General features: G+C 73.0%; 18 protein-coding genes and 1 pseudogene. 9 read left to right on the top strand and 10 right to left on the bottom strand.

Translation table 11 applies throughout. From position 1 onward, the window contains the following. On the bottom strand, positions 1–1374 hold the full coding sequence (locus tag IE180_RS22040; protein WP_190158644.1) for a cytochrome P450: 1374 nt from the start codon (positions 1372–1374) through the stop codon (positions 1–3). A gap of 143 nt (positions 1375–1517) precedes the next feature. Between IE180_RS22040 and IE180_RS22045 the strand changes: the two are divergent. Continuing rightward, positions 1518–1986 (top strand): annotated as a pseudogene (locus IE180_RS22045) (VOC family protein). Between the two features lie 27 nt (positions 1987–2013). Here the strand turns inward: IE180_RS22045 and IE180_RS22050 are convergent. Continuing rightward, entirely contained in the window at positions 2014–3225 is a 1212-nt protein-coding gene (locus IE180_RS22050; protein ID WP_190158645.1) for an acyl-CoA dehydrogenase family protein, read from the bottom strand. Positions 3226–3387: 162 nt separating this feature from the next. Between IE180_RS22050 and IE180_RS22055 the strand changes: the two genes are divergently transcribed. Then, positions 3388–4035: a TetR/AcrR family transcriptional regulator gene (locus IE180_RS22055; protein WP_190158646.1), complete on the top strand. Its 648-nt coding sequence runs from the start codon at positions 3388–3390 to the stop codon at positions 4033–4035. An 86-nt stretch (positions 4036–4121) separates the two neighbouring features. On the opposite strand, the gene def is transcribed toward IE180_RS22055, so the two are convergent. Beyond that, on the bottom strand, positions 4122–4682 hold the full coding sequence (def, locus tag IE180_RS22060) for a peptide deformylase (protein ID WP_190158647.1): 561 nt from the start codon (positions 4680–4682) through the stop codon (positions 4122–4124). A gap of 126 nt (positions 4683–4808) precedes the next feature. Between def and IE180_RS22065 the strand changes: the two genes are divergently transcribed. The 5 genes from IE180_RS22065 (at position 4809) to IE180_RS22085 (ending at position 9397) form a co-directional block, all read left to right on the top strand. Next, entirely contained in the window at positions 4809–6056 is a 1248-nt protein-coding gene (locus IE180_RS22065; protein WP_116162279.1) for a Mur ligase family protein, read from the top strand. Between the two features lie 20 nt (positions 6057–6076). Beyond that, positions 6077–6805, top strand: a complete 729-nt coding sequence (locus IE180_RS22070) for a type 1 glutamine amidotransferase (RefSeq protein WP_030686136.1) — start codon at positions 6077–6079, stop codon at positions 6803–6805. 160 nt (positions 6806–6965) lie between these two features. Beyond that, complete coding sequence (locus IE180_RS22075) at positions 6966–7991, top strand: 6-phosphofructokinase (protein ID WP_190158648.1); 1026 nt, start codon at positions 6966–6968, stop codon at positions 7989–7991. A 102-nt stretch (positions 7992–8093) separates the two neighbouring features. After that, positions 8094–9038, top strand: a complete 945-nt coding sequence (locus tag IE180_RS22080) for a cytochrome c oxidase assembly protein (protein ID WP_190158649.1) — start codon at positions 8094–8096, stop codon at positions 9036–9038. A gap of 158 nt (positions 9039–9196) precedes the next feature. Continuing rightward, the gene (locus IE180_RS22085) at positions 9197–9397 is read left to right on the top strand and encodes a hypothetical protein (RefSeq protein WP_190158650.1); all 201 of its coding nucleotides are present in this window, start codon (positions 9197–9199) and stop codon (positions 9395–9397) included. A gap of 15 nt (positions 9398–9412) precedes the next feature. Here IE180_RS22085 and IE180_RS22090 read toward each other — a convergent pair whose 3' ends face one another. Continuing rightward, complete coding sequence (locus IE180_RS22090) at positions 9413–10414, bottom strand: DUF3048 domain-containing protein (protein WP_190158651.1); 1002 nt, start codon at positions 10412–10414, stop codon at positions 9413–9415. Positions 10415–10491: 77 nt separating this feature from the next. Here IE180_RS22090 and IE180_RS22095 point away from each other — a divergent pair, with 77 nt between their 5' ends. Next, positions 10492–11190, top strand: coding sequence for a lysophospholipid acyltransferase family protein (locus IE180_RS22095; RefSeq protein ID WP_190158652.1), 699 nt, complete (start codon positions 10492–10494; stop codon positions 11188–11190). 85 nt (positions 11191–11275) lie between these two features. Then, the gene (locus tag IE180_RS22100; RefSeq protein WP_190158653.1) at positions 11276–12310 is read left to right on the top strand and encodes an NAD-dependent epimerase/dehydratase family protein; all 1035 of its coding nucleotides are present in this window, start codon (positions 11276–11278) and stop codon (positions 12308–12310) included. A gap of 52 nt (positions 12311–12362) precedes the next feature. Here the strand turns inward: IE180_RS22100 and IE180_RS22105 are convergent, their stop codons facing one another. From IE180_RS22105 to IE180_RS22130, 6 genes are all read right to left on the bottom strand, one after another. Next, on the bottom strand, positions 12363–13940 hold the full coding sequence (locus IE180_RS22105; protein ID WP_190158654.1) for an alpha/beta hydrolase: 1578 nt from the start codon (positions 13938–13940) through the stop codon (positions 12363–12365). A 143-nt stretch (positions 13941–14083) separates the two neighbouring features. Continuing rightward, positions 14084–14827: an urease accessory protein UreD gene (locus tag IE180_RS22110; RefSeq protein WP_190158772.1), complete on the bottom strand. Its 744-nt coding sequence runs from the start codon at positions 14825–14827 to the stop codon at positions 14084–14086. Beyond that, the gene (ureG, locus tag IE180_RS22115; RefSeq protein WP_190158655.1) at positions 14824–15501 is read right to left on the bottom strand and encodes an urease accessory protein UreG; all 678 of its coding nucleotides are present in this window, start codon (positions 15499–15501) and stop codon (positions 14824–14826) included. The genes IE180_RS22110 and ureG overlap by 4 nt, the downstream gene beginning before the upstream one ends. 46 nt (positions 15502–15547) lie before the next feature. Further along, entirely contained in the window at positions 15548–16213 is a 666-nt protein-coding gene (locus IE180_RS22120) for an urease accessory protein UreF (protein ID WP_190158656.1), read from the bottom strand. After that, positions 16213–17934, bottom strand: a complete 1722-nt coding sequence (locus IE180_RS22125; protein ID WP_190158657.1) for an urease subunit alpha — start codon at positions 17932–17934, stop codon at positions 16213–16215. Before IE180_RS22125 ends, IE180_RS22120 begins: the two co-directional genes overlap by 1 nt. Then, positions 17927–18286: an urease subunit beta gene (locus tag IE180_RS22130; protein ID WP_190158658.1), complete on the bottom strand. Its 360-nt coding sequence runs from the start codon at positions 18284–18286 to the stop codon at positions 17927–17929. The genes IE180_RS22125 and IE180_RS22130 overlap by 8 nt, the downstream gene beginning before the upstream one ends. Between the last annotated feature and the right edge of the window lie 7 nt (positions 18287–18293).

Below are 18293 nucleotides of genomic sequence, written 5' to 3' on the forward strand. Positions count from 1 at the left end.
CTACGCCTTCCTCGGCACCAGTCGGCAGCGGGCCGGGCCCTGTGTGGTGAGGGTGATCGCGGAGCCCACGGGCACCTCCGTGTCGACGGCTTCGAAGCCGTACTTCTGGAGGATCATCGCCAGCGCGATCACCGACTCCAGCATCGAGAAGTGCTGGCCGATGCAGGCGCGCGGGCCGCCGCCGAAGGGGAACCAGGCGTACCGGGGGCGGCCCGCCTCCGCCTCGGGCGTGAAGCGGTCCGGGTCGAAGCGCTCGGGGTCCTCCCAGTAGGCGGGGTGCCGGTGGGTGACCCAGGAGGAGACGATGACGTCCGCGCCCGCCGGGATGGTGACGCCGTCGATCACGGTGGCGGCGACGGCGCGGCGGCCGATGGCCGGGGCGGCGGGGAAGAGGCGCATGGTCTCCTTGAGGACGCGGGTGACGTACGGCAGCGCGTCGAGGTCGCCGGCGCCGGGGGTGCGGCCGTCGAGGACCCGGTCGACCTCCTCGTGGGCCCGCTTCAGCACCTCGGGGTGGCGGCCCAGGAGGTGGAGGGCGAAGCCGAGGGAGGTGGCGGTGGTCTCGTGCCCCGCGAGCAGGAAGACGAGGACCTGCTCGCGCAGCTCCGTGGCGTCGAAGCTGCCGTCCTCGGCGCTCTCGGCCTCGACGAGCAGGGTGAGGAGGTCGTCGCCCTCGCCGGAGGCCCGGCCGGAGCCGCGCCGCTCGGCGATGATCCGGTCGCAGACCTCGTACAGCGCCTGGTGGACGGCGGCGGCCCTGCGGTTGCCGGGGGTGGGCCAGTCGCGCGGGAACTTGACCGGGGAGTAGCCGCGGCGGAGCACGTAGGCGCCGAGTTCGGGGAAGCAGCGCTCGACGATCTCGACGGCCGCGTCGACGTCGGTGCCGAAGAGGATGCGGGCGACCGCGCGCAGGGCGAGGCGGGTCATCTCGTGGAGGACGTCGACGGTCCCGGCGCCGCCGTCCTCCCATTCGCCGATGAGGGTGGTGACCTCGGCGGCGACGGCCCCCGCGTAGCCGTCGACGCGGCGCTTGGTGAAGAGGGGCTGGACGAGCCGGCGCTGGCGGAGGTAGTCCTCGTCCTGGCTGGTCAGCAGGCCGTTGCCGAAGGACTCGCGGATCTCCTGGTAGAAGGCGTTGTCCTTGCGGAAGTTGGCGGATTCCCCGGCGAGGACCTGCTGGGCGCCCTCGGCGGAGAAGACGCCGTAGAAGGTGGCGCGGATCCCGGGCGGGCCCGCGGTCAGCTTCACGACGTCCCCGTGCTCGCGCCGGGCGCGCAGGAAGGTGCCCAGCGAGTCCTTCTTGAGGTCGAGCATGGAGCCGAGAAGCGGGCTCCCCCCGAGTTCGGGTGCTTCGGCAGCTGTGGTGATGGCCATGAACGGTTCCCCCTCGATCGTCACCTGCGAGCTGATTCTCCCTCAGGAGGTGACCCGCGGGTAGGGCTGCCCGAACCGTGGACCGAATCCGGCCGGTCGGTTCGGAGGGGCCGTTGTCGGTGGCGTCCGGAAGGCTCCTTCCCGTGGAGCGACCCGAGCTGACGCTGCAACCGGCCATCGACTGCGCCGACCCCGGGCGTCTGGTGCCCTTCCGGCTGGACGCCCTGCGCTACGTCCCCGACCCGCCGCCCGCCGGCCACGCCACCTGGCGGGCGTACCGGGAGGCGATCGGCGTGCCGGAGGACGAGCTCGGCGAGGACGCCGGGGAGCTCCCGGAGTCCATCGTCGACCCGAAGGGCGCGGGCCCCCGGCTCTGGTTCCGGCGCGTCCCGGAGCCCAAGGCCGTCAAGAACCGCGTCCACCTCGGCCTGGAGGTCGGGGGCGGCCGCGAGGTCTCCCTCGCCGTCCGGCGCGAGCGCGTGGACGGCGAGGTGGCCCGGCTGACGGCGCTCGGCGCTTCCGTCCTGTACGCGTCGGACGAGCCGAACGGCATGGACCACTACGCGGTGGTTCCTCCAGGACCCGGAGGGCAACGAGTTCTGCCTCGTGTGAGGGCGCTCGCCCCCGGGCCGCGCCCGGCTACTTCGCGAGGGCGCGGCTGATGACCATGCGCTGGATCTCGCTCGTGCCCTCGAAGATGGTGTAGATGGCCGCGTCGCGGTGCATGCGCTCCACCGGGTACTCGCGGGTGTAGCCGTTGCCGCCGAGGATCTGGATGGCCTGGGCGGTGACCTTCTTGGCGACCTCGCTCGCGTACAGCTTGGACATGGAGCCCTCGGCCGCCGTGAAGGGCTTGCCGGCGGTGGCCATCCAGGAGGCGCGCCAGACGAGGAGGCGGGCGGCGTCGATCTGGGTGGCCATGTCGGCGAGCTGGAAGGCGACGCCCTGGTTCTCGATGATCGGGCGGCCGAACTGGACCCGGGTCTTCGCGTAGTCGAGGGCGACCTCGTACGCGGCGCGGGCGGTGCCGACGGCCATGGCGCCGACGGCCGGGCGGGAGGCCTCGAAGGTGGCCATGGCGGCGTTCTTCACGCGCTCGCCGGACTTCGCCTTCTCGCGGGCGCGGGCGAGGCGCTCGTCCAGCTTGTCCTTGCCGCCGAGGAGACAGGAGCCGGGGACGCGGACGTCCTCCAGGACGACCTCGGCGGTGTGGGAGGCGCGGATGCCGTGCTTCTGGAACTTCTGGCCCTGGGAGAGCCCGGGGGTGTGCGGCGGCACGATGAAGGAGGCGTGTCCCTTGGAGCCGAGCCCGGGGTCGACGACGGCGACGACGACGTGGACGTTGGCGATGCCGCCGTTGGTCGCCCAGGTCTTGGTGCCGTTGAGGATCCACTCGTCCTTGGCCTCGTCGTACACGGCGCGGGTGCGCATGGAGGCGACGTCCGAGCCGGCGTCGGGCTCGGAGGAGCAGAAGGCGGCCACCTTGACGTCATTCGCGTCGCCGTACATCTGCGGGACCCAGGTGCCGATCTGCTCCTCGGTGCCGTTGGCGAGGACGCCGACGGCGGCGAGGCCGGTGCCGACGATGGAGAGGGCGATGCCGGCGTCGCCCCAGAAGAGCTCCTCCATCACCATGGGGATGCCGAGACCGGTCGGGTCGAAGAACTGCTGGGCGTAGAAGTCGAGGGAGTAGATGCCGAGCTTGGCCGCTTCCTGGATGATCGGCCAGGGGGTCTCCTCACGCTCGTCCCACTCGGCGGCCGCGGGGCGCATCACATCGGCGGCGAAGCCGTGGAGCCAGTCGCGGACCTGCTTCTGGTCCTCGTTGAGTTCGAGCGTGAACTCGCCCATGTTCCCTCCCAGCATGACGTTACTTGCGGTAACAGCAGTCTGTTACCGGTGGGTAGAGCCTGTCAACCTGCGGTGGAGCGGTTCGGCCCGACCGAGACCGGATCCCGGCCGGGTGTTACGTTGCGAGAGCCTCACGAATCGCACGGGCGGGGAGACACGCACATGGACATCGCACACCGGGCCACCGACCAGCAGACGACCGCCGAGCAGCGGCGCCGCGAGCTGTTGGAGGCGGCGGACCGGGTGGTGCTCCGGGACGGCCCCAAGGCCTCCATGAACGCGATCGCGGCCGAGGCCGGCATCACCAAGCCGATCCTCTACCGCCACTTCGGCGACAAGGGCGGCCTCTACCGCGCCCTCGCCACCCGGCACACGGACGCGCTCCTCGCCTCGCTCCGGGCCTCGCTCGACGCGCCCGCCGACCGGCGCCGCCGCGTCGAGGCCACCCTCGACACCTACCTGGCGTCCATCGAGGCGATGCCCCAGGTCTACCGCTTCCTCATGCACCCGGCGGAGGAGCCGCACCAGACCGAGCAGGGCTTCGACGTCGGCCGCCACTCGGCCCCGCTGCTGCGCCGCATGGGCGAGGAGCTCGGCCAGGTCATCGCCGAGCGCGTCGACCTGGGACCGGCCGCCGACGCCCAGGCCCGGATCTGGGGCCACGGCATCGTCGGCATGATGCACGCGGCCGGCGACTGGTGGCTCGGCGAGCGCCCCTGCTCCCGCGCGGACCTGGTCAAGAGCCTGGCCGACCTCCTGTGGGGCCGCCTCGCGGCGGCCGACGACCTCCCGGGCGGACCGGGCTTCTAGGGGGCGTCCTGCCGATCGGGCCGGACCGGGAAGACGTCCCCCCGGACCCGTCCGGCGGATCGGGGCGGGACGGGCCCCTGGAGGCCTCAGGCCTCCAGGACGGACGCCTTGTCGCCCCACGGCTGCTTGCGGATCGTGCGCACCAGGCGTGACTTGCGCCACCCCGTGACGCGGTCCGCGTAGACCCCGCCCTCCAGATGGTCCGTCTCGTGCTGGAGGCAGCGGGCGAAGAAACCCGTCCCCTCGATCCGTATCGGCGTGCCGTCCAGGCGTACGCCCTCCACCACCGCGCGGTCGAAGCGGGGCGTCGGCGCCTCCAGGCCCGGCAGGGAGAGGCAGCCCTCGGGGCCCCGGACCACCTCGCCGTCCGCCTCCACCAGGCGCGGGTTCACCACATGGCCCAGGTGGCGGTTCTCCTCGTCGTCGGGGCAGTCGTACACGAACACCCGCAGGCCCACGCCGACCTGGTTCGCCGCCAGGCCCACGCCGTGCGCCGCGTACATCGTGGCGAACATGTCCTCGACGAGCCGGGCCAGTTCGGGCCCGAAGTCGGTGACGGGCGCGCAGGGGGTGTGCAGCACGGGGTCGCCGAGGAGCGTCATCGCTCGGACGAGGCCGGAACTGCCGGGGATGGGGCGGTTTCGCATGGCCGTAAGGGTACGGTCCGCCGTGACCTCCCCGTTTCCCGCGGCCGCTCGCCGGTGCCGCTGTTCGGGCTGCTGGCCGGATCTCGATAGGCTGAGCCCGGACCGACGCAAGGAGGAACAAGAACGATGTCAGGACACCCCGGTAATCCAGAGCCGCTGTCGCCGCGCGCCAAGCTGGCCGTGACGGCGGGCAAGGCCGCGGCCGCGGTGTCGCGTGCGGCGGGGCGCGGCAGCGGATCGGTGATCGGCGGCCGGGTGGCGCTGAAGCTCGACCCCGACCTGCTCGGTCGGCTCGCGCAGCATCTGGACGTCGTCCTGGTGTCGGCGACCAACGGCAAGACCACCACGACCCGGCTGATCGCGGAGGCCCTGCGCGCCGCCGGCCCCGTGGTCTCCAACGCCCTCGGCGCCAACATGCCCGCCGGCATCACCTCGGCGCTGGCCGGCGGCACGGACTCCAAGTTCGGTGTGATCGAGGTCGACGAGAAGTACCTGGCCGGCGTCGCCCGGGACACCACGCCCAAGGCGATCGCGCTGCTCAACCTCTCCCGCGACCAGCTCGACCGCGCGGCCGAGACCCGGATGCTCGCCGAGAAGTGGCGCGAGGGCCTCAACGGCACCAAGGCCGTGGTCATCGCCAACGCCGACGACCCGCTCATCGTGTGGGCCGCCTCCTCCTCCCCCAACGTGGTGTGGGTCGCCGCCGGCCAGGAGTGGAAGGACGACGCCTGGTCGTGCCCCGCCTGCGGCGGTGTGATGCAGCGCCCGGGCGACGACTGGTTCTGCGGCGAGTGCGGCTTCCGCCGTCCCGCGCCGAGCTGGGCGCTCAGCGGCGACCACGTGCTCGACCCGCACGGCTCGGCCTGGCCGATCCGCCTCCAGCTGCCCGGCCGCGCCAACAAGGCGAACGCCGCCACCTCGGCCGCCGTCGCCGCGGTCTTCGGGGTGCCGCCGCAGGTGGCGCTGGAGCGCATGTACCAGGTGCAGGCCGTCGCCGGCCGCTACGACGTGGTCTCCTTCCAGAACCGCGACCTGCGCCTGCTCCTCGCCAAGAACCCGGCCGGCTGGCTCGAAACGTTCTCCCTCATCGACGGGCCGCCCGCCCCGGTGATCCTCTCGGTCAACGCGCGGGGCGCCGACGGCACGGACACCTCCTGGCTGTGGGACGTGGACTACGGCAGGCTCGCCGGCCACCCGATCATGGTGATCGGCGACCGGAAGCTGGACCTCGCGGTCCGCCTGGAGGTCGCGGGCGTGGACTTCCGCGTCTGCGAGACGCTGGACGAGGCCGTCTCGATGGCCCCGCCCGGGCAGATCGAACTGATCGCCAACTACACCGCCTTCCAGGACGTCCGCCGCCGCGTCGGCAACTGACCCGTAGAGGACTTTGCAGCATGAGTGACAGCAGCCTGCGCCTGGTCTGGGTCTACCCGGACCTGCTCAGCACCTACGGCGACCAGGGCAACGTCCTCGTCGTCCAGCGCCGCGCCGAACAGCGCGGCCTCAGCGTCGAGCGCGTCGACGTCCGCAGCGACCAGCCGGTGCCCACCTCGGGCGACATCTACCTGATCGGCGGCGGCGAGGACCGTCCGCAGCGGCTCGCGGCCGAGCGGCTGCGGCGGGACGGCGGCCTGAGCCGCGCCGCCTCCAACGGCGCGATCATCTTCTCGGTCTGCGCCGGGTACCAGATCCTGGGTCACGAGTTCATCAACGACCTCGGCGAGCGCGAGGCCGGCCTCGGGCTCATCGACGTGATCTCGACCCGCGGCGAGGGCGCCCGCTGCGTCGGCGACGTCCTCGGGGACATCGACCCGCGCCTGGGCCTCCCCCAGCTGACCGGGTTCGAGAACCACCAGGGCATCACCCATCTCGGCCCGACGGCCCGGCCGTTCGCCCGGACCGTCTTCGGCAACGGCAACGGGACCGGCGACGGCACCGAGGGCGCGTACAACGACACCGTCTTCGGCACGTACATGCACGGCCCCGTCATGGCCCGCAACCCGCAGATCGCGGACCTGCTCCTGAAGCTGGCCCTCGACGTGAACGCGCTGCCGCCGACCGACGACCGCTGGTACGAGGCGCTGCGCGCCGAGCGCATCGCGGCGGCCACGCAGCCCGCCTGAGTCCCCCCCCGGGGCCGCCGCAGGCCCCTCGTACGAACGTACGTTGTCCACTGTGCGGACATCCGGTTCGATCCCGCCACCCCTGCGGCGATAGGGTGGCGGGGATCCAGCCGGACGACGTGGTCCGGGAGTCGGCCCACGTTGCAAAGGTTTTTGGGCTATGCGCATTGGCGTGCTCACCTCCGGCGGAGACTGCCCCGGTCTGAACGCTGTCATCCGTTCCGTCGTGCACCGCGCCGTCGTCGACCACGGCGACGAGGTCATCGGCTTCCACGACGGGTGGAAGGGCCTCCTGGAGTGCGACTACCGGAAGCTCGACCTCGACGCGGTGGGCGGCATCCTGGCCCGGGGCGGCACCATCCTCGGCTCCTCCCGGGTCCAGCCCGCGCACCTCGTCGACGGCGTCGAGCGTGCCAGGGGCCACGTCGCCGACCTCGGCCTCGACGCCATCATCCCGATCGGCGGCGAGGGCACCCTGAAGGCGGCGAACCTGCTCTCCGAGGCGGGGCTCCCGATCGTCGGCGTCCCGAAGACGATCGACAACGACATCGCCTCCACCGACGTCACCTTCGGCTTCGACACGGCCGTCACCGTCGCCACCGAGGCCCTCGACCGGCTGAAGACCACCGCCGAGTCGCACCAGCGGGTCCTCGTCGTCGAGGTGATGGGCCGCCACACCGGCTGGATAGCGCTGCACTCCGGCATGGCCGCCGGCGCGCACGCCGTGGTCGTCCCCGAGCGCCCCTTCGACATCGACGAGCTGACCTCCCGGGTCGGCGAGCGCTTCGAGGCCGGCAAGCGGTTCGCGATCGTGGTCGTCGCCGAGGGCGCGAAGCCGCGCGAGGGCTCGATGGACTTCAAGACCGCCGGCACCGACATCTACGGCCACGAGCGCTTCACCGGCATCGCCAACCAGCTCTCCGCCGAGCTGGAGCGGCGCCTCGGCAAGGAGGCCCGCCCGGTCATCCTCGGCCACGTCCAGCGCGGCGGCACGCCGACCGCGTACGACCGCGTCCTCGCGACCCGCTTCGGCTGGCACGCCGTCGAGGCGGCGCACCGCGGCGAGTTCGGCATGCTGACCGCGCTGCGCGGCACGGAGATCACGATGGTCCCGCTGGCCCGGGCCGTGGAGACCCTCAAGACGGTTCCGGCCGACCGGTACGTCGAGGCGGAGTGCGTGCTCTGACGACTCCCGTGCGTGACAACCGCCCCCGGTCGCCGTCGCGGCCGGGGGCGGTTCTAGTCTGGTGCGGACAACAAGCGCGAATCGGGCTCCAGGAGTGTACGGATGGATCACAGCGGGCACGGCATGACCACGGATCTGCCGCCGTTCACGCTGGGACGGGGCCTGGAGTTCTCCCCGGACCTCTTCTTCCTGATCGGATGCCTGGCGGCGCTCGGTCTGTACGGCTGGGGCGTGGCACGGCTGCGGCGGCGCGGTGACGCGTGGCCCGTCGGCCGGACGGTGGTCTTCGCCGTCGGCGTGCTGACCGTCGCGCTGGTGATGTGCACCAAGCTCAACGACTACGGCATGGTCATGTTCAGCGTGCACATGGTGCAGCACATGGTGATCTCCATGCTGTCGCCCATCCTGCTGCTGCTCGGCGCGCCGGTGACCCTCGCGCTGCGGGCGCTGCCGGTGGCGGGCCGCGGTTCGACGGGGCCGCGCGAGCTGCTCCTGAAGCTGCTGCACAGCCGGTACATGCGGGTGATCACGCACCCGGCGTTCACCATCTCCCTCTTCATCGCGAGCCTGTACGCGCTGTACTTCTCGCCGCTCTTCGACTTCCTGATGGGGTCGAAGGCCGGGCACCTCGGGATGATGGTGCACTTCCTGATGGTGGGCCTGGTCTTCTTCTGGCCGATCATGGGCGTGGACCCGGGACCGCACCGCCCCGGATACGTGATGCGGATGCTGGAGCTGTTCGCCGGGATGCCGTTCCACGCGTTCTTCGGCATCGCGATGATGATGGCGACCGAGCCGCTGGTGAAGGCGTACGAGAACCCGCCGGCCTCGCTCGGCATCGACGCCCTCGCCGACCAGAACGCCGCGGGCGGCATCGCCTGGGCCTTCAGCGAGATCCCGTCCGTGCTGGTGCTGATCGCGCTGGTCTACCAGTGGTACCGCTCCGAGCAGCGGCAGGCCGTCCGCAAGGACCGGGCGGCCGACCGGGACGGCGACAAGGAGCTGGAGGCGTACAACGCGTACCTGGCTTCGCTGCGGAGCCGCTGACGAGGTCGCCCGCCGCCTCCTGAGGACCGCTTCCGGCGCCGGGCCCGCTTCGCGTTCCGGCGCACGCCGGCGCGTCCGGGGAGTAGCGCGCGCCCCTCTCTCGGGGTCACGATGGGCTGGACGGCTTGCGCGGCCCCGGTCGGGAGGAGGGCGGGCTGATGTCCGGTCCCACGAAGACGATGACGGCGCTCACCTGCGCGGCGCTGGTGCTGACCACGGCCTACACGGTGGCGCTCGGCAGCAGCGGCTGGCTCTGGTTCGGTCTGGTGGTCCTGCTGGTGGCGACGATCGGGATGGCGGCGGCGGACAGCTCCGTACCACCGTCTCCCGAATCCCGCCCGCCGGGCACCACGTCCTGATCGGCAGGACGCCTCCTAGGCGCGCGGGGCCAGGACGATCCAGGTCTGGCCCGGGGCGAAGGGCAGGGGCGCGCCGGCCGGGGTGGTGAAGGTGGTGCCGGCGCCGGCGGAGGGGCGGGACCAGCGGGCCTCGTGGGCACGGCCGTCGCGCAGGACGACGGCGGTGCCGCTGCCGACGGTCTCGCTGTACGGCGAGACCGAGCCGAAGCGGTCGTGGAAGCGGGAGGGGCGGATCGTGACGTGCTGGACGACGACCGTCTTCGGAGCGAGCGGGCCCGTGTCGGTGGTGCGGGCCTCGCGGCCGTCCATGGCCACGTGCCAGGCGTGGTCGGCGGCGGACCAGGTGAAGGTGTAGCGGGCCGCCGGATAGCGGACGGTCGAGGTGGTGACCGGGGTGCCGCCGGACGGGGCGGGCCCGAAGCGGAAGCCGACGTCCCGGGCGTCGGCGGCCCTCGGCGCCGCGGCGAGGGCGCGGCCGGGGCGCAGGTAGAGGTTGTGCGGGGCGGGTCGGTCCGGTGAGCGCAGGAAGGCCCGGGGCGCGGTGGTCTCCGTGACGAGGTCGAGGGGCGCGGCCCGGAGGAGCGGGGTGAGGGCGGACTGGGCGCCGGAGTAGGCGAGGACCGGTCGGCCGTGGTCGGCGAGCAGGGCGATGTCGGACTCGCGGGCGCTGCGGACGGGGCCGGTGAGGTCGGGGAGGTGGGAGGAGTAGACGGCCATGAGGCGGGTGACTCCGCCCTCGACCTGCTCGACGTAGACGAGGTCGGCGGCGCCGAGTCCGGTGTGGGGGCGGGCCGCCGGCACGTTGTCGATCTTCACGGCCAGGGCGGGCGCGGGCTTCGCGGGGAGCCCGGTGAGGGGCGAGAGCCCGGTGGCGGGGGTGGCGGGCGCGGTCGTCCGCGTGGGGCGGGGCTGCGGCGGGCCCGAGTGGGAGCAGCCGTAGAGCCCGGCCGCCGTCAGCGCGCACACCAGCGCGGTGAGGACGCGGCCGGGGCGCCTGGCTCCGCGCTCGTCCGTCATGTGACGCTCCCCCACCAGTGGACCACGGGCCCGTGCGGGGATACAACGGGCGTGACGGACGACGAACGGGGATCTCGGTGTTCTACCGGTTGATGAAGCACGTCCTGCTCGGGCCGCTCCTCAGGCTGCTGTTCCGGCCGAGGATCGAGGGGCTCGAGCACGTCCCGGAGGAGGGGGCCGCGATCGTCGCGGGCAATCACCTCTCCTTCTCCGACCACTTCCTGATGCCGGCCGTCCTGGACCGGCGGATCACCTTCCTGGCGAAGCAGGAGTACTTCACGGGTCCCGGCCTCAGGGGCCGGCTGACGGCGGCCTTCTTCCGGGCCGCCGGGCAGATCCCGGTGGACCGGTCGGGGAAGGAGGCGGGGAAGGCGGCGATCCGCGAGGGCCTCGCCGTCCTCGGCCGGGGGGAGCTGCTGGGGATCTATCCCGAGGGGACGCGTTCGCACGACGGCCGGCTCTACAAGGGCAAGGTGGGGGTGGCGGTGATGGCGCTGACCGCGGGAGTGCCGGTGGTCCCGTGCGCGATGGTGGGGACCTTCGAGATCCAGCCGCCGGGGAAGGTCGTGCCGAGGATCCGCCGGGTCACCATCCGGTTCGGGGAGCCGCTGGACTTCTCCCGGTTCGCCGGGTCGGCGGACGAGAGGGCGGTGGTCCGGGCGGTGACGGACGAGATCATGCACGCGATCCTGCGCCTGTCGGGCCAGGAGTACGTGGACGAGTACGCGGCGGTGGTGAAGGCCGCCGGACCGCGTGGTGACGCGCCGTCGGAATAGTTCCCGCACGGGGAACGCCGAGGGCGGATCCGCGCACGGCGCAATCCCCTGGGCCACGGCCTCGGGCACCCGTAGCGTCCCTCGCATGACCAAGGGAAACGCGTTCGTGCTGGGTGCGACGGGACAGGTGGGGCGGGCGTCCGTGCGGGCGCTCGTCGCGGACGGCTGGGAGGTGACGGCCGCCTCGCGGGGCGGCGCCAGGGACGACGGGTGGCCGGACGGGGTCCGGACGGTCCGGCTCGACCGGAACGAGGAGGGCGCGCTCGCGGCGGGTCTGGGCGACGGGTGCGACGTGCTCGTGGACATCGTCGCGTACGACGCCGGTCACGGCCGGCAGCTGACGGGCCTGGCCGACCGGATCGGATCGGCGGTGGTGGTGTCGAGCGGGGCGGTGTACGAGGACGAGCGGGGGCGCAGCTTCGACACCCAGGACCGGCCGGACGGCTTCCCCGCCTATCCGGTGCCGCTCGCGGAGGGCTGGCGTACGGTCGCGCCCGGCGACGCCACGTACGGCACGCGGAAGATCGCCCTGGAGCGGGAGCTGCTCGCGGCGGGCGACGCGCTGCCGACGACGCTGCTGAGGGCCGGCGCCGTCCACGGCCCGTACTGCCCCGGGCCGCGCGAGCTGTGGTTCGTGAAGCGGGCGCTCGACGGGCGGCCGGTGCGCGTGCTCGCGTACGGGGGGACGTCGCGGTTCCACCCGGCCCACGTCGACAACATCGCGGAGCTGGTCCGGCTCGCGGCGGCGGCCCCCGGCGGCCGGGTGCTGAACGCGGCGGACCCGGAGGCGCCGACGGTGGCGGAGATCGGGGCGGCGATCGACGCGGTCCTGGGGGCGGAGAGCGAGACGGTGCTGATGGAGGGGGCGCCGCAGGGCACCGTGGGGCTCACTCCGTGGACGTCGGAGCACCCCGTCGTCTACGACATGACGGCGGCCGAGCGGGAGTTGGGGTACCGGCCGGTGGTGTCGTACGCGGAGTCGCTGCCGGAGACGGTCGAGTGGCTGACCGGGCACCTGAGGGGGCGGGAGTGGCGGGAGGCCTTCCCCGGCCTCGCGAAGTACCGGGTGGATCTCTTCGACTACGCGGCGGAGGACGCCTGGCTGGCGTCCCGGTCATGACGGGAGGGGCGGCCGTCGGACGGCCGCCCCTCCCTTCACGCCGTGCGGGGTGTTACGGCTTCGGGGTGGCGTGCGGCTCGCACGTCACGTCCTGGCCGTCCACCTTGCCGGTGAGCAGGTACGTGTCGACCCGCGAGTTGATGCACGGGTTCACCAGACCGGTGACGCCGTGCGAACCGGCGTCCTTCTCGGTGATGAGACGCGAGCCCTTGAAGCGCTTGTGCAGCTCGACCGCGCCGGCGTACGGCGTCGCCGCGTCACGCTCGGACTGGACGATGAGCACCGGCGGCAGGCCCTTGCCGGTCTTGACCTGGGTCGGCTTCTGCTGCGGCGCGGACCAGGTGGCGCACGGCAGGTTCATCCAGGCGTTCGCCCAGGTCATGAACGGGTACTGCTCGTGGAGGGCCGAGTTGTCCCGGTTCCACCTGTTCCAGTTGGTCGGCCACGCGGCGTCGGCGCACTCGACGGCGGTGTAGACGGCGTTGCCGTTCTCCGACGCGATGTTGCCGGCCGTGTCGGTGAGGTCCGCGGCGGCACCGTCGATCAGCGGCTGCGGGTCACCCGCGGCGTACGCGCTCCAGGCCTCCGCGACCGGGACCCACGAGGAGTCGTAGTACGGGGCGCTCTGGAAGAAGCCGATGAGCTCGGCCGGTCCGACCTTGCCGCCCAGGGGCTCCTTCTTGGCGGCGGCGCGCAGGGTCACCCACTGCTGCTGGACCTCCGCCAGGGTGTCGCCGAGGTGGTAGGTGGCGTCGTTCTGGGCGACCCAGTTCATCCAGTCCTTGAGGCGGCCCTCGAAGGCGATGTCCTGCTCCAGGTTGGCCTGGTACCAGATGTTGCTCTTCGCCGGGTTGACCACGCTGTCGACGATCATGCGACGCACGTGGTCCGGGTACAGCGTGCCGTAGACGGCGCCCAGGTAGGTGCCGTAGGAGACGCCGATGAAGTTGAGCTTCTTCTCGCCGAGCGCGGCCCGGATGACGTCGAGGTCACGGGCGGTGTTGCGCGTCGTCATGTAGGGCAGCATGTCGCCGCTCTTCTCGGCGCAGCCCTTGGCGTACTCGGCGGCCAGCTTGCGCTGGGCGAGCTTGTCCGCCTCGCTGTCCGGGACCGGGTCGAGCTTGGGGCCCTTGACGAACTCGGTCGGGTCGACGCAGGAGATGGGCGCCGAGTGGCCGACGCCGCGCGGGTCGAAGCCCACGAAGTCGTACGCCTTCGCGGTGTTCACCCAGAGCGGGCTCTTGGTGGTGATCCGGCGCGGGAAGCGCAGGCCGGAACCGCCGGGGCCGCCCGGGTTGTAGAGCAGCGCGCCCTGGCGCTCGGCGGCGGTGCCGGTGGACACGGCGCGGTCCACGGCGAGCTTGATCTTCTTGCCGTCGGGCTTGGCGTAGTCGACCGGGACGGTGACCCAGCCGCACTGGATGGGCTTGGCGAAGCCCCAGTCGGCCGGGCAGTCCTGCCAGTCGATGCCGGCCTTGGCGGCCTCGGCGGCGGCGATGGCCGCGCCGCGCGCCTCGGCGTCCCGGCTCTGGCCGGTGACGGCACCGGCCGTCGGCGCGGCGAGCGCGGTCGCCATGAGCGTGCCCGCTATCAGAGTGCCGGCAGAGCCGAGCACTGCTGTGCGTCTCAATGGTCCTCCCCCTGAAGGAGTCTGTGTGTCCGGGGGATCCTTTCGTCACCGGGGCTCAGGATGTAAGGGCGTACACGTGTTTCTTTGCCGAACCAATAACCGGTGAGTGGTGTACCGCTGAGCGGTACGACGCCGGGGAGGGTTCAGAACGGGGCGAGTTCGGACAGAGCCTCATCGAGGAGCCGGCGCAGCGCGAGCGCGTCGGGGGCGACGGCGGTGGCGAGGGCGGCAGGACCGGCGAGCGGGCTGACCACGGCGTTCTCCCCGTACAGCCGTGCCTCCACCGGCTTGTCGGCGAACGCCGGGTCGACGACGAGGAGTTGGCCGGTGGCCCGGTGGCCGCCGAGGACCGCGCCGCCGTCCCAGCCCCCCGGCGCCTCGGGGCCGAAGGCGAGCTCCTGGTCGAACAGGGGGCGGCCGGCGCGGCGGACGGTGAGGCGGGTGACGAGGGTGCCGGGCGGTTCGCCGTGCCGGCCGAGGACCTGTTCCTCCCGGAGGACGAGCCGTGCCGTGGGCGCGAGGTCGACGGCGGTGCGCATCCGCAGGTGCGAGCCGGCCGCGGAGACGAGCTGCTCGGGCAGCCACCGGAGCACCGCTCCGTCGCCGACGGCGATCCGCACGTCGTACGCGGCGGGGTCGGCGCTCCGGCCGGGCAGGGCGAGGGTGGCGGCGGCCGAGTCGACCAGGAGCCGGGCCCCGTCCCGCACCTCGGTCTCGATCGCGAGCCGGTCACCGCCGAGCGGGGCGCTCATCGCCCCGACGACGGTGACCCGCGCGTACGGTCCGGCAGCCCGGGTGCGGCGCAGGGCGAGGGGACCGTCGCTCACCAGGAGCGGCAGTCCGCCGTCGGCGTCGGCGGTGATCCGGGCGGTGGCGCGCAGGCTCACGCGGTCCACGCCGCGAGCTGTGCCCGGACCCAGTCGGCGACGGGCGCGACGCCGTTCTCGCCGCGCAGGGAGGTGAGGGCGACGGGCAGGTCGCCGCGCTGCTCCTTCGCGTCGCGGGCCATCCGCTCCAGGTCGGAGCCGACGTACGGGGCGAGGTCGGTCTTGTTGATCACGAGGAGGTCGGCGGTGGTGACGCCGGGGCCGCCCTTGCGGGGGATGTCGTCGCCGCCGGCCACGTCGATGACGAAGATCTGGGCGTCGACGAGCCCCTTGGAGAAGGTGGCGGTGAGGTTGTCGCCGCCGGACTCGACGAGGACGAGGTCGAGCGGGCCGACGGTGTCCTCCAGGTCCTCGACGGCTTCGAGGTTGGCGGAGATGTCGTCGCGGATGGCGGTGTGGGGGCAGGCTCCGGTCTCCACGGCCTGGATGCGCTCGGGCGGCAGGACGGCGTTGCGGAGCAGGAACTCGGCGTCCTCGCGGGTGTAGATGTCGTTGGTGACGACGGCGAGGGAGAGGGTGTCGCGCAGCTCCCGGCAGAGGGCGGCGACGGTGGCGGTCTTGCCGGAGCCGACGGGTCCGCCGAGCCCGATGCGCAGGGCGCGGCGGGTGCCGTCGGGGCGGTGGGCGTCGGCGGAGACGGCTCCGTGGTGGGTGTGGCCGTGGTCGAGGTGCATGGGTGGCTCCCGGGTGGTCAGGGGGTGCTCGGGGTGCTCGGGGTGCTCAGGACGCGAAGAGGCGGACGGGCCAGGCCGCGTGCTGTTCGGCGGTGAGGTCGAGCAGCGGTGCGGAGGCGGCGGGCAGGGCGTCGACGTCGCCCTGCCGGGCGGCCGCGGCGGCGCGCCCGGCCACGTGGTCCATCTCGGGTGCGAGGCGGGCGAGGACGGCGGTGGCCCGGTAGGGGTCGAGGCTGAGGAGGCGGACGGCCGCGGTCGCCGGGCCGCCGACCGTCTCGTACGCGACGCAGTGCGCCGCCTCCTCGGGGCCGAGTCCGGCGGCCCGTGCGGCGGTGCCGAGGACGACGGGCTGGTGGGCGCCGCGGGGGAACGCGGCGGCCAGTGCGTCGAGTTCGGGGCTCGGCCAGGTGGCGCGGGCGGCCCGCATCAGCTGGCGGCCGAGTCTGCGGGCGGCGGCGCGCAGGGCCGCCGAGGGCGTGCGGGCGTCCGCCGCCGCGTCGAGCTCGTACGGGTCGAGTCCGTGCGCGGCCCCGGCGGCGAGCGCGGCCGAGGTGAGGCCCGTGGTGTGCAGGCGGCCCCGGCAGAAGGACTCCAGGTCGGCGGCGTCCTTGATGCGGCCCGCCCTGACGGCGGCCTCGGCGCCGCCGGAGTGGGCGTGCCCGCCGGCGGGGAAGCGCCCGTCGGCGAGCACCAGGAGTGCGGAGAGTGTCATCAGAAGAGGAAGTAACGCTGGGCCATGGGCAGTTCGGCGGCCGGTTCCGGTTCGACCACCTCGCCGTCGATGCGCACCGTGAAGGTGTCGGCGTCGACCTCGACCCGGGGCAGGGCGTCGTTCTCGCGCATGTCGGCCTTGGTCACCCGCCGGGTGGAGCCGATGGCGGTGAACTCCTTGTGCAGCCCGAGCTTCCGGGGCAGGTCGTCCTCGATCGCCGCCTGGGCGACGAAGTTGACCGAGCCGGCCGCGGCGGCCCGGCCGAGCGCGCCGAACATCGGGCGGGGCAGCACGGGCTGCGGCGTGGGGATGGAGGCGTTGGCGTCGCCCATCTGCGCGTACGCGATCTGGCCGCCCTTGACGACGACGAGCGGCTTCACGCCGAAGAAGGCGGGTTCCCAGAGGACCAGGTCGGCGAGCTTGCCGGGCTCGACGGAGCCGACGAGGTGGTCCATGCCCTGGGCGACGGCCGGGTTGATCGTGTACTTGGCGACGTAGCGGCGGGCGCGGTGGTTGTCGGCGGGGCCGTCGCCGGGCAGGGCGCCGCGGCGCTTCTTCATGACGTGGGCGGTCTGCCAGGTCCGCATGATCACCTCGCCGATCCGGCCCATGGCCTGGGAGTCGGAGGAGATGATGGAGATGGCCCCCAGGTCGTGGAGGACGTCCTCGGCGGCGATGGTGGAGGGCCGGATGCGGGACTCGGCGAAGGCGAGGTCCTCGGGGACGGCCGGATTGAGGTGGTGGCAGACCATCAGCATGTCGAGGTGTTCCTCGATGGTGTTGACGGTGTGCGGCCGGGTCGGGTTGGTGGAGCTGGGCAGGACGTACGGCTCGGAGACGACGGTGATGATGTCGGGGGCGTGCCCGCCGCCGGCGCCCTCGGTGTGGTACGCGTGGATCGTGCGGCCGGCGATGGCGGCGAGGGTGTCGCCGACGAAGCCCGCCTCGTTCAGGGTGTCGGTGTGGATGGCGAGCTGGGCGCCGGTCTCCTCGCACACGCCCAGACAGGCGTCGATGACGGCGGGGGTGGCGCCCCAGTCCTCGTGGATCTTGAAGCCGAGGGCGCCGCCGCGCAGCTGGGAGTGCATCGCCTCCCGGGACATGGTGTTGCCCTTGCCGAGCAGTCCGATGTTGACGGGGAAGGTGTCCAGCGCCTCGAACATCCGGGCCATGTGCCAGGGGCCGGGCGTGATCGTGGTCGCCTTGGTGCCCTCGGCCGGGCCGGTGCCGCCGCCCACGAGGGTGGTGACGCCGGTGGCGAGGGCCTGCTCGACCACGGTCGGCGAGATGAAGTGGACGTGGGTGTCGACGGCGCCCGCGGTGACGATGCGGCCGTTGCCGACGATGATCTCGGTCTCGGGGCCGATGACGAGGTCGGGGTGGACGCCGTCCATGGTGTCGGGGTTGCCGGCCTTGCCGAGGGCGGTGATCCGGCCGTCCCGGATGCCGATGTCCGCCTTGACGACGCCCCAGTGGTCGATGACGACGGCGCCGGTGATGACGGTGTCGGGGGCGCCCTCGGCCCGGGTGGTGCGCGCCTGGCCCATGGACTCGCGGACGACCTTGCCGCCGCCGAAGACGGCTTCCTCCCCGGCGCGGCCGGGGCCGCCGCAGCGGTCCTCCTCGATCTCGACGAGGAGGTCGGTGTCGGCGAGGCGCACGCGGTCGCCGGTGGTGGGGCCGAACAGGTCGGCGTAGACGGCGCGGTGGAGGTCAGGCACGGTCGCCGTCCTTGTCGTGTACGGAGGTGTCGAGGGGGCCCGCGGGGTCGAGGGGGCCCGCGGTCTCGCCGCGCAGGCCGGGCACGATCCGGCGGCCGGCGATCGGGACCAGTTCGACCTCGACGGGGATGCCGGGCTCGAAGCGGACGGCGGTCCCGGCGGCGATGTGCAGCCGCTGCCCCCGGGCGGCGGCGCGGTCGAAGTCGAGGCCGGGGTTGACCTCGGCGAAGTGGTAGTGGGAGCCGACCTGGACGGGCCGGTCGGCGGCGTTGAGCACGGTGAGGCGGGTGACGGGCCGTCCCTCGTTGAGGGCGACGGGTCCGTCCGCGTACAGGATCTCTCCGGGGATCATCGGCGGC

Origin of the sequence: Streptomyces litmocidini, assembly GCF_014649755.1 — a bacterium.
GTDB classification, from domain to species: Bacteria; Actinomycetota; Actinomycetes; order Streptomycetales; family Streptomycetaceae; genus Streptomyces; species Streptomyces litmocidini.

Bases quoted from the DNA above. Each gene is read 5' to 3' on its own strand.
- IE180_RS22090 (WP_190158651.1), bottom strand. From the start codon at position 10,414: ATGACGGACGAGCGCGGAGCCAGGCGCCCCGGCCGCGTCCTCACCGCG.
- ureG (WP_190158655.1), bottom strand. From the start codon at position 15,501: ATGCACCTCGACCACGGCCACACCCACCACGGAGCCGTCTCCGCCGAC.
- IE180_RS22050 (WP_190158645.1), bottom strand. From the start codon at position 3,225: ATGGGCGAGTTCACGCTCGAACTCAACGAGGACCAGAAGCAGGTCCGC.
- IE180_RS22100 (WP_190158653.1), top strand. From the start codon at position 11,276: ATGACCAAGGGAAACGCGTTCGTGCTGGGTGCGACGGGACAGGTGGGG.
- IE180_RS22085 (WP_190158650.1), top strand. From the start codon at position 9,197: ATGTCCGGTCCCACGAAGACGATGACGGCGCTCACCTGCGCGGCGCTG.
- IE180_RS22040 (WP_190158644.1), bottom strand. From the start codon at position 1,374: ATGGCCATCACCACAGCTGCCGAAGCACCCGAACTCGGGGGGAGCCCG.
- IE180_RS22070 (WP_030686136.1), top strand. From the start codon at position 6,077: ATGAGTGACAGCAGCCTGCGCCTGGTCTGGGTCTACCCGGACCTGCTC.
- def (WP_190158647.1), bottom strand. From the start codon at position 4,682: ATGCGAAACCGCCCCATCCCCGGCAGTTCCGGCCTCGTCCGAGCGATG.
- IE180_RS22075 (WP_190158648.1), top strand. From the start codon at position 6,966: ATGCGCATTGGCGTGCTCACCTCCGGCGGAGACTGCCCCGGTCTGAAC.
- IE180_RS22130 (WP_190158658.1), bottom strand. From the start codon at position 18,286: ATGATCCCCGGAGAGATCCTGTACGCGGACGGACCCGTCGCCCTCAAC.
- IE180_RS22065 (WP_116162279.1), top strand. From the start codon at position 4,809: ATGTCAGGACACCCCGGTAATCCAGAGCCGCTGTCGCCGCGCGCCAAG.
- IE180_RS22055 (WP_190158646.1), top strand. From the start codon at position 3,388: ATGGACATCGCACACCGGGCCACCGACCAGCAGACGACCGCCGAGCAG.
- IE180_RS22080 (WP_190158649.1), top strand. From the start codon at position 8,094: ATGGATCACAGCGGGCACGGCATGACCACGGATCTGCCGCCGTTCACG.
- IE180_RS22120 (WP_190158656.1), bottom strand. From the start codon at position 16,213: ATGACACTCTCCGCACTCCTGGTGCTCGCCGACGGGCGCTTCCCCGCC.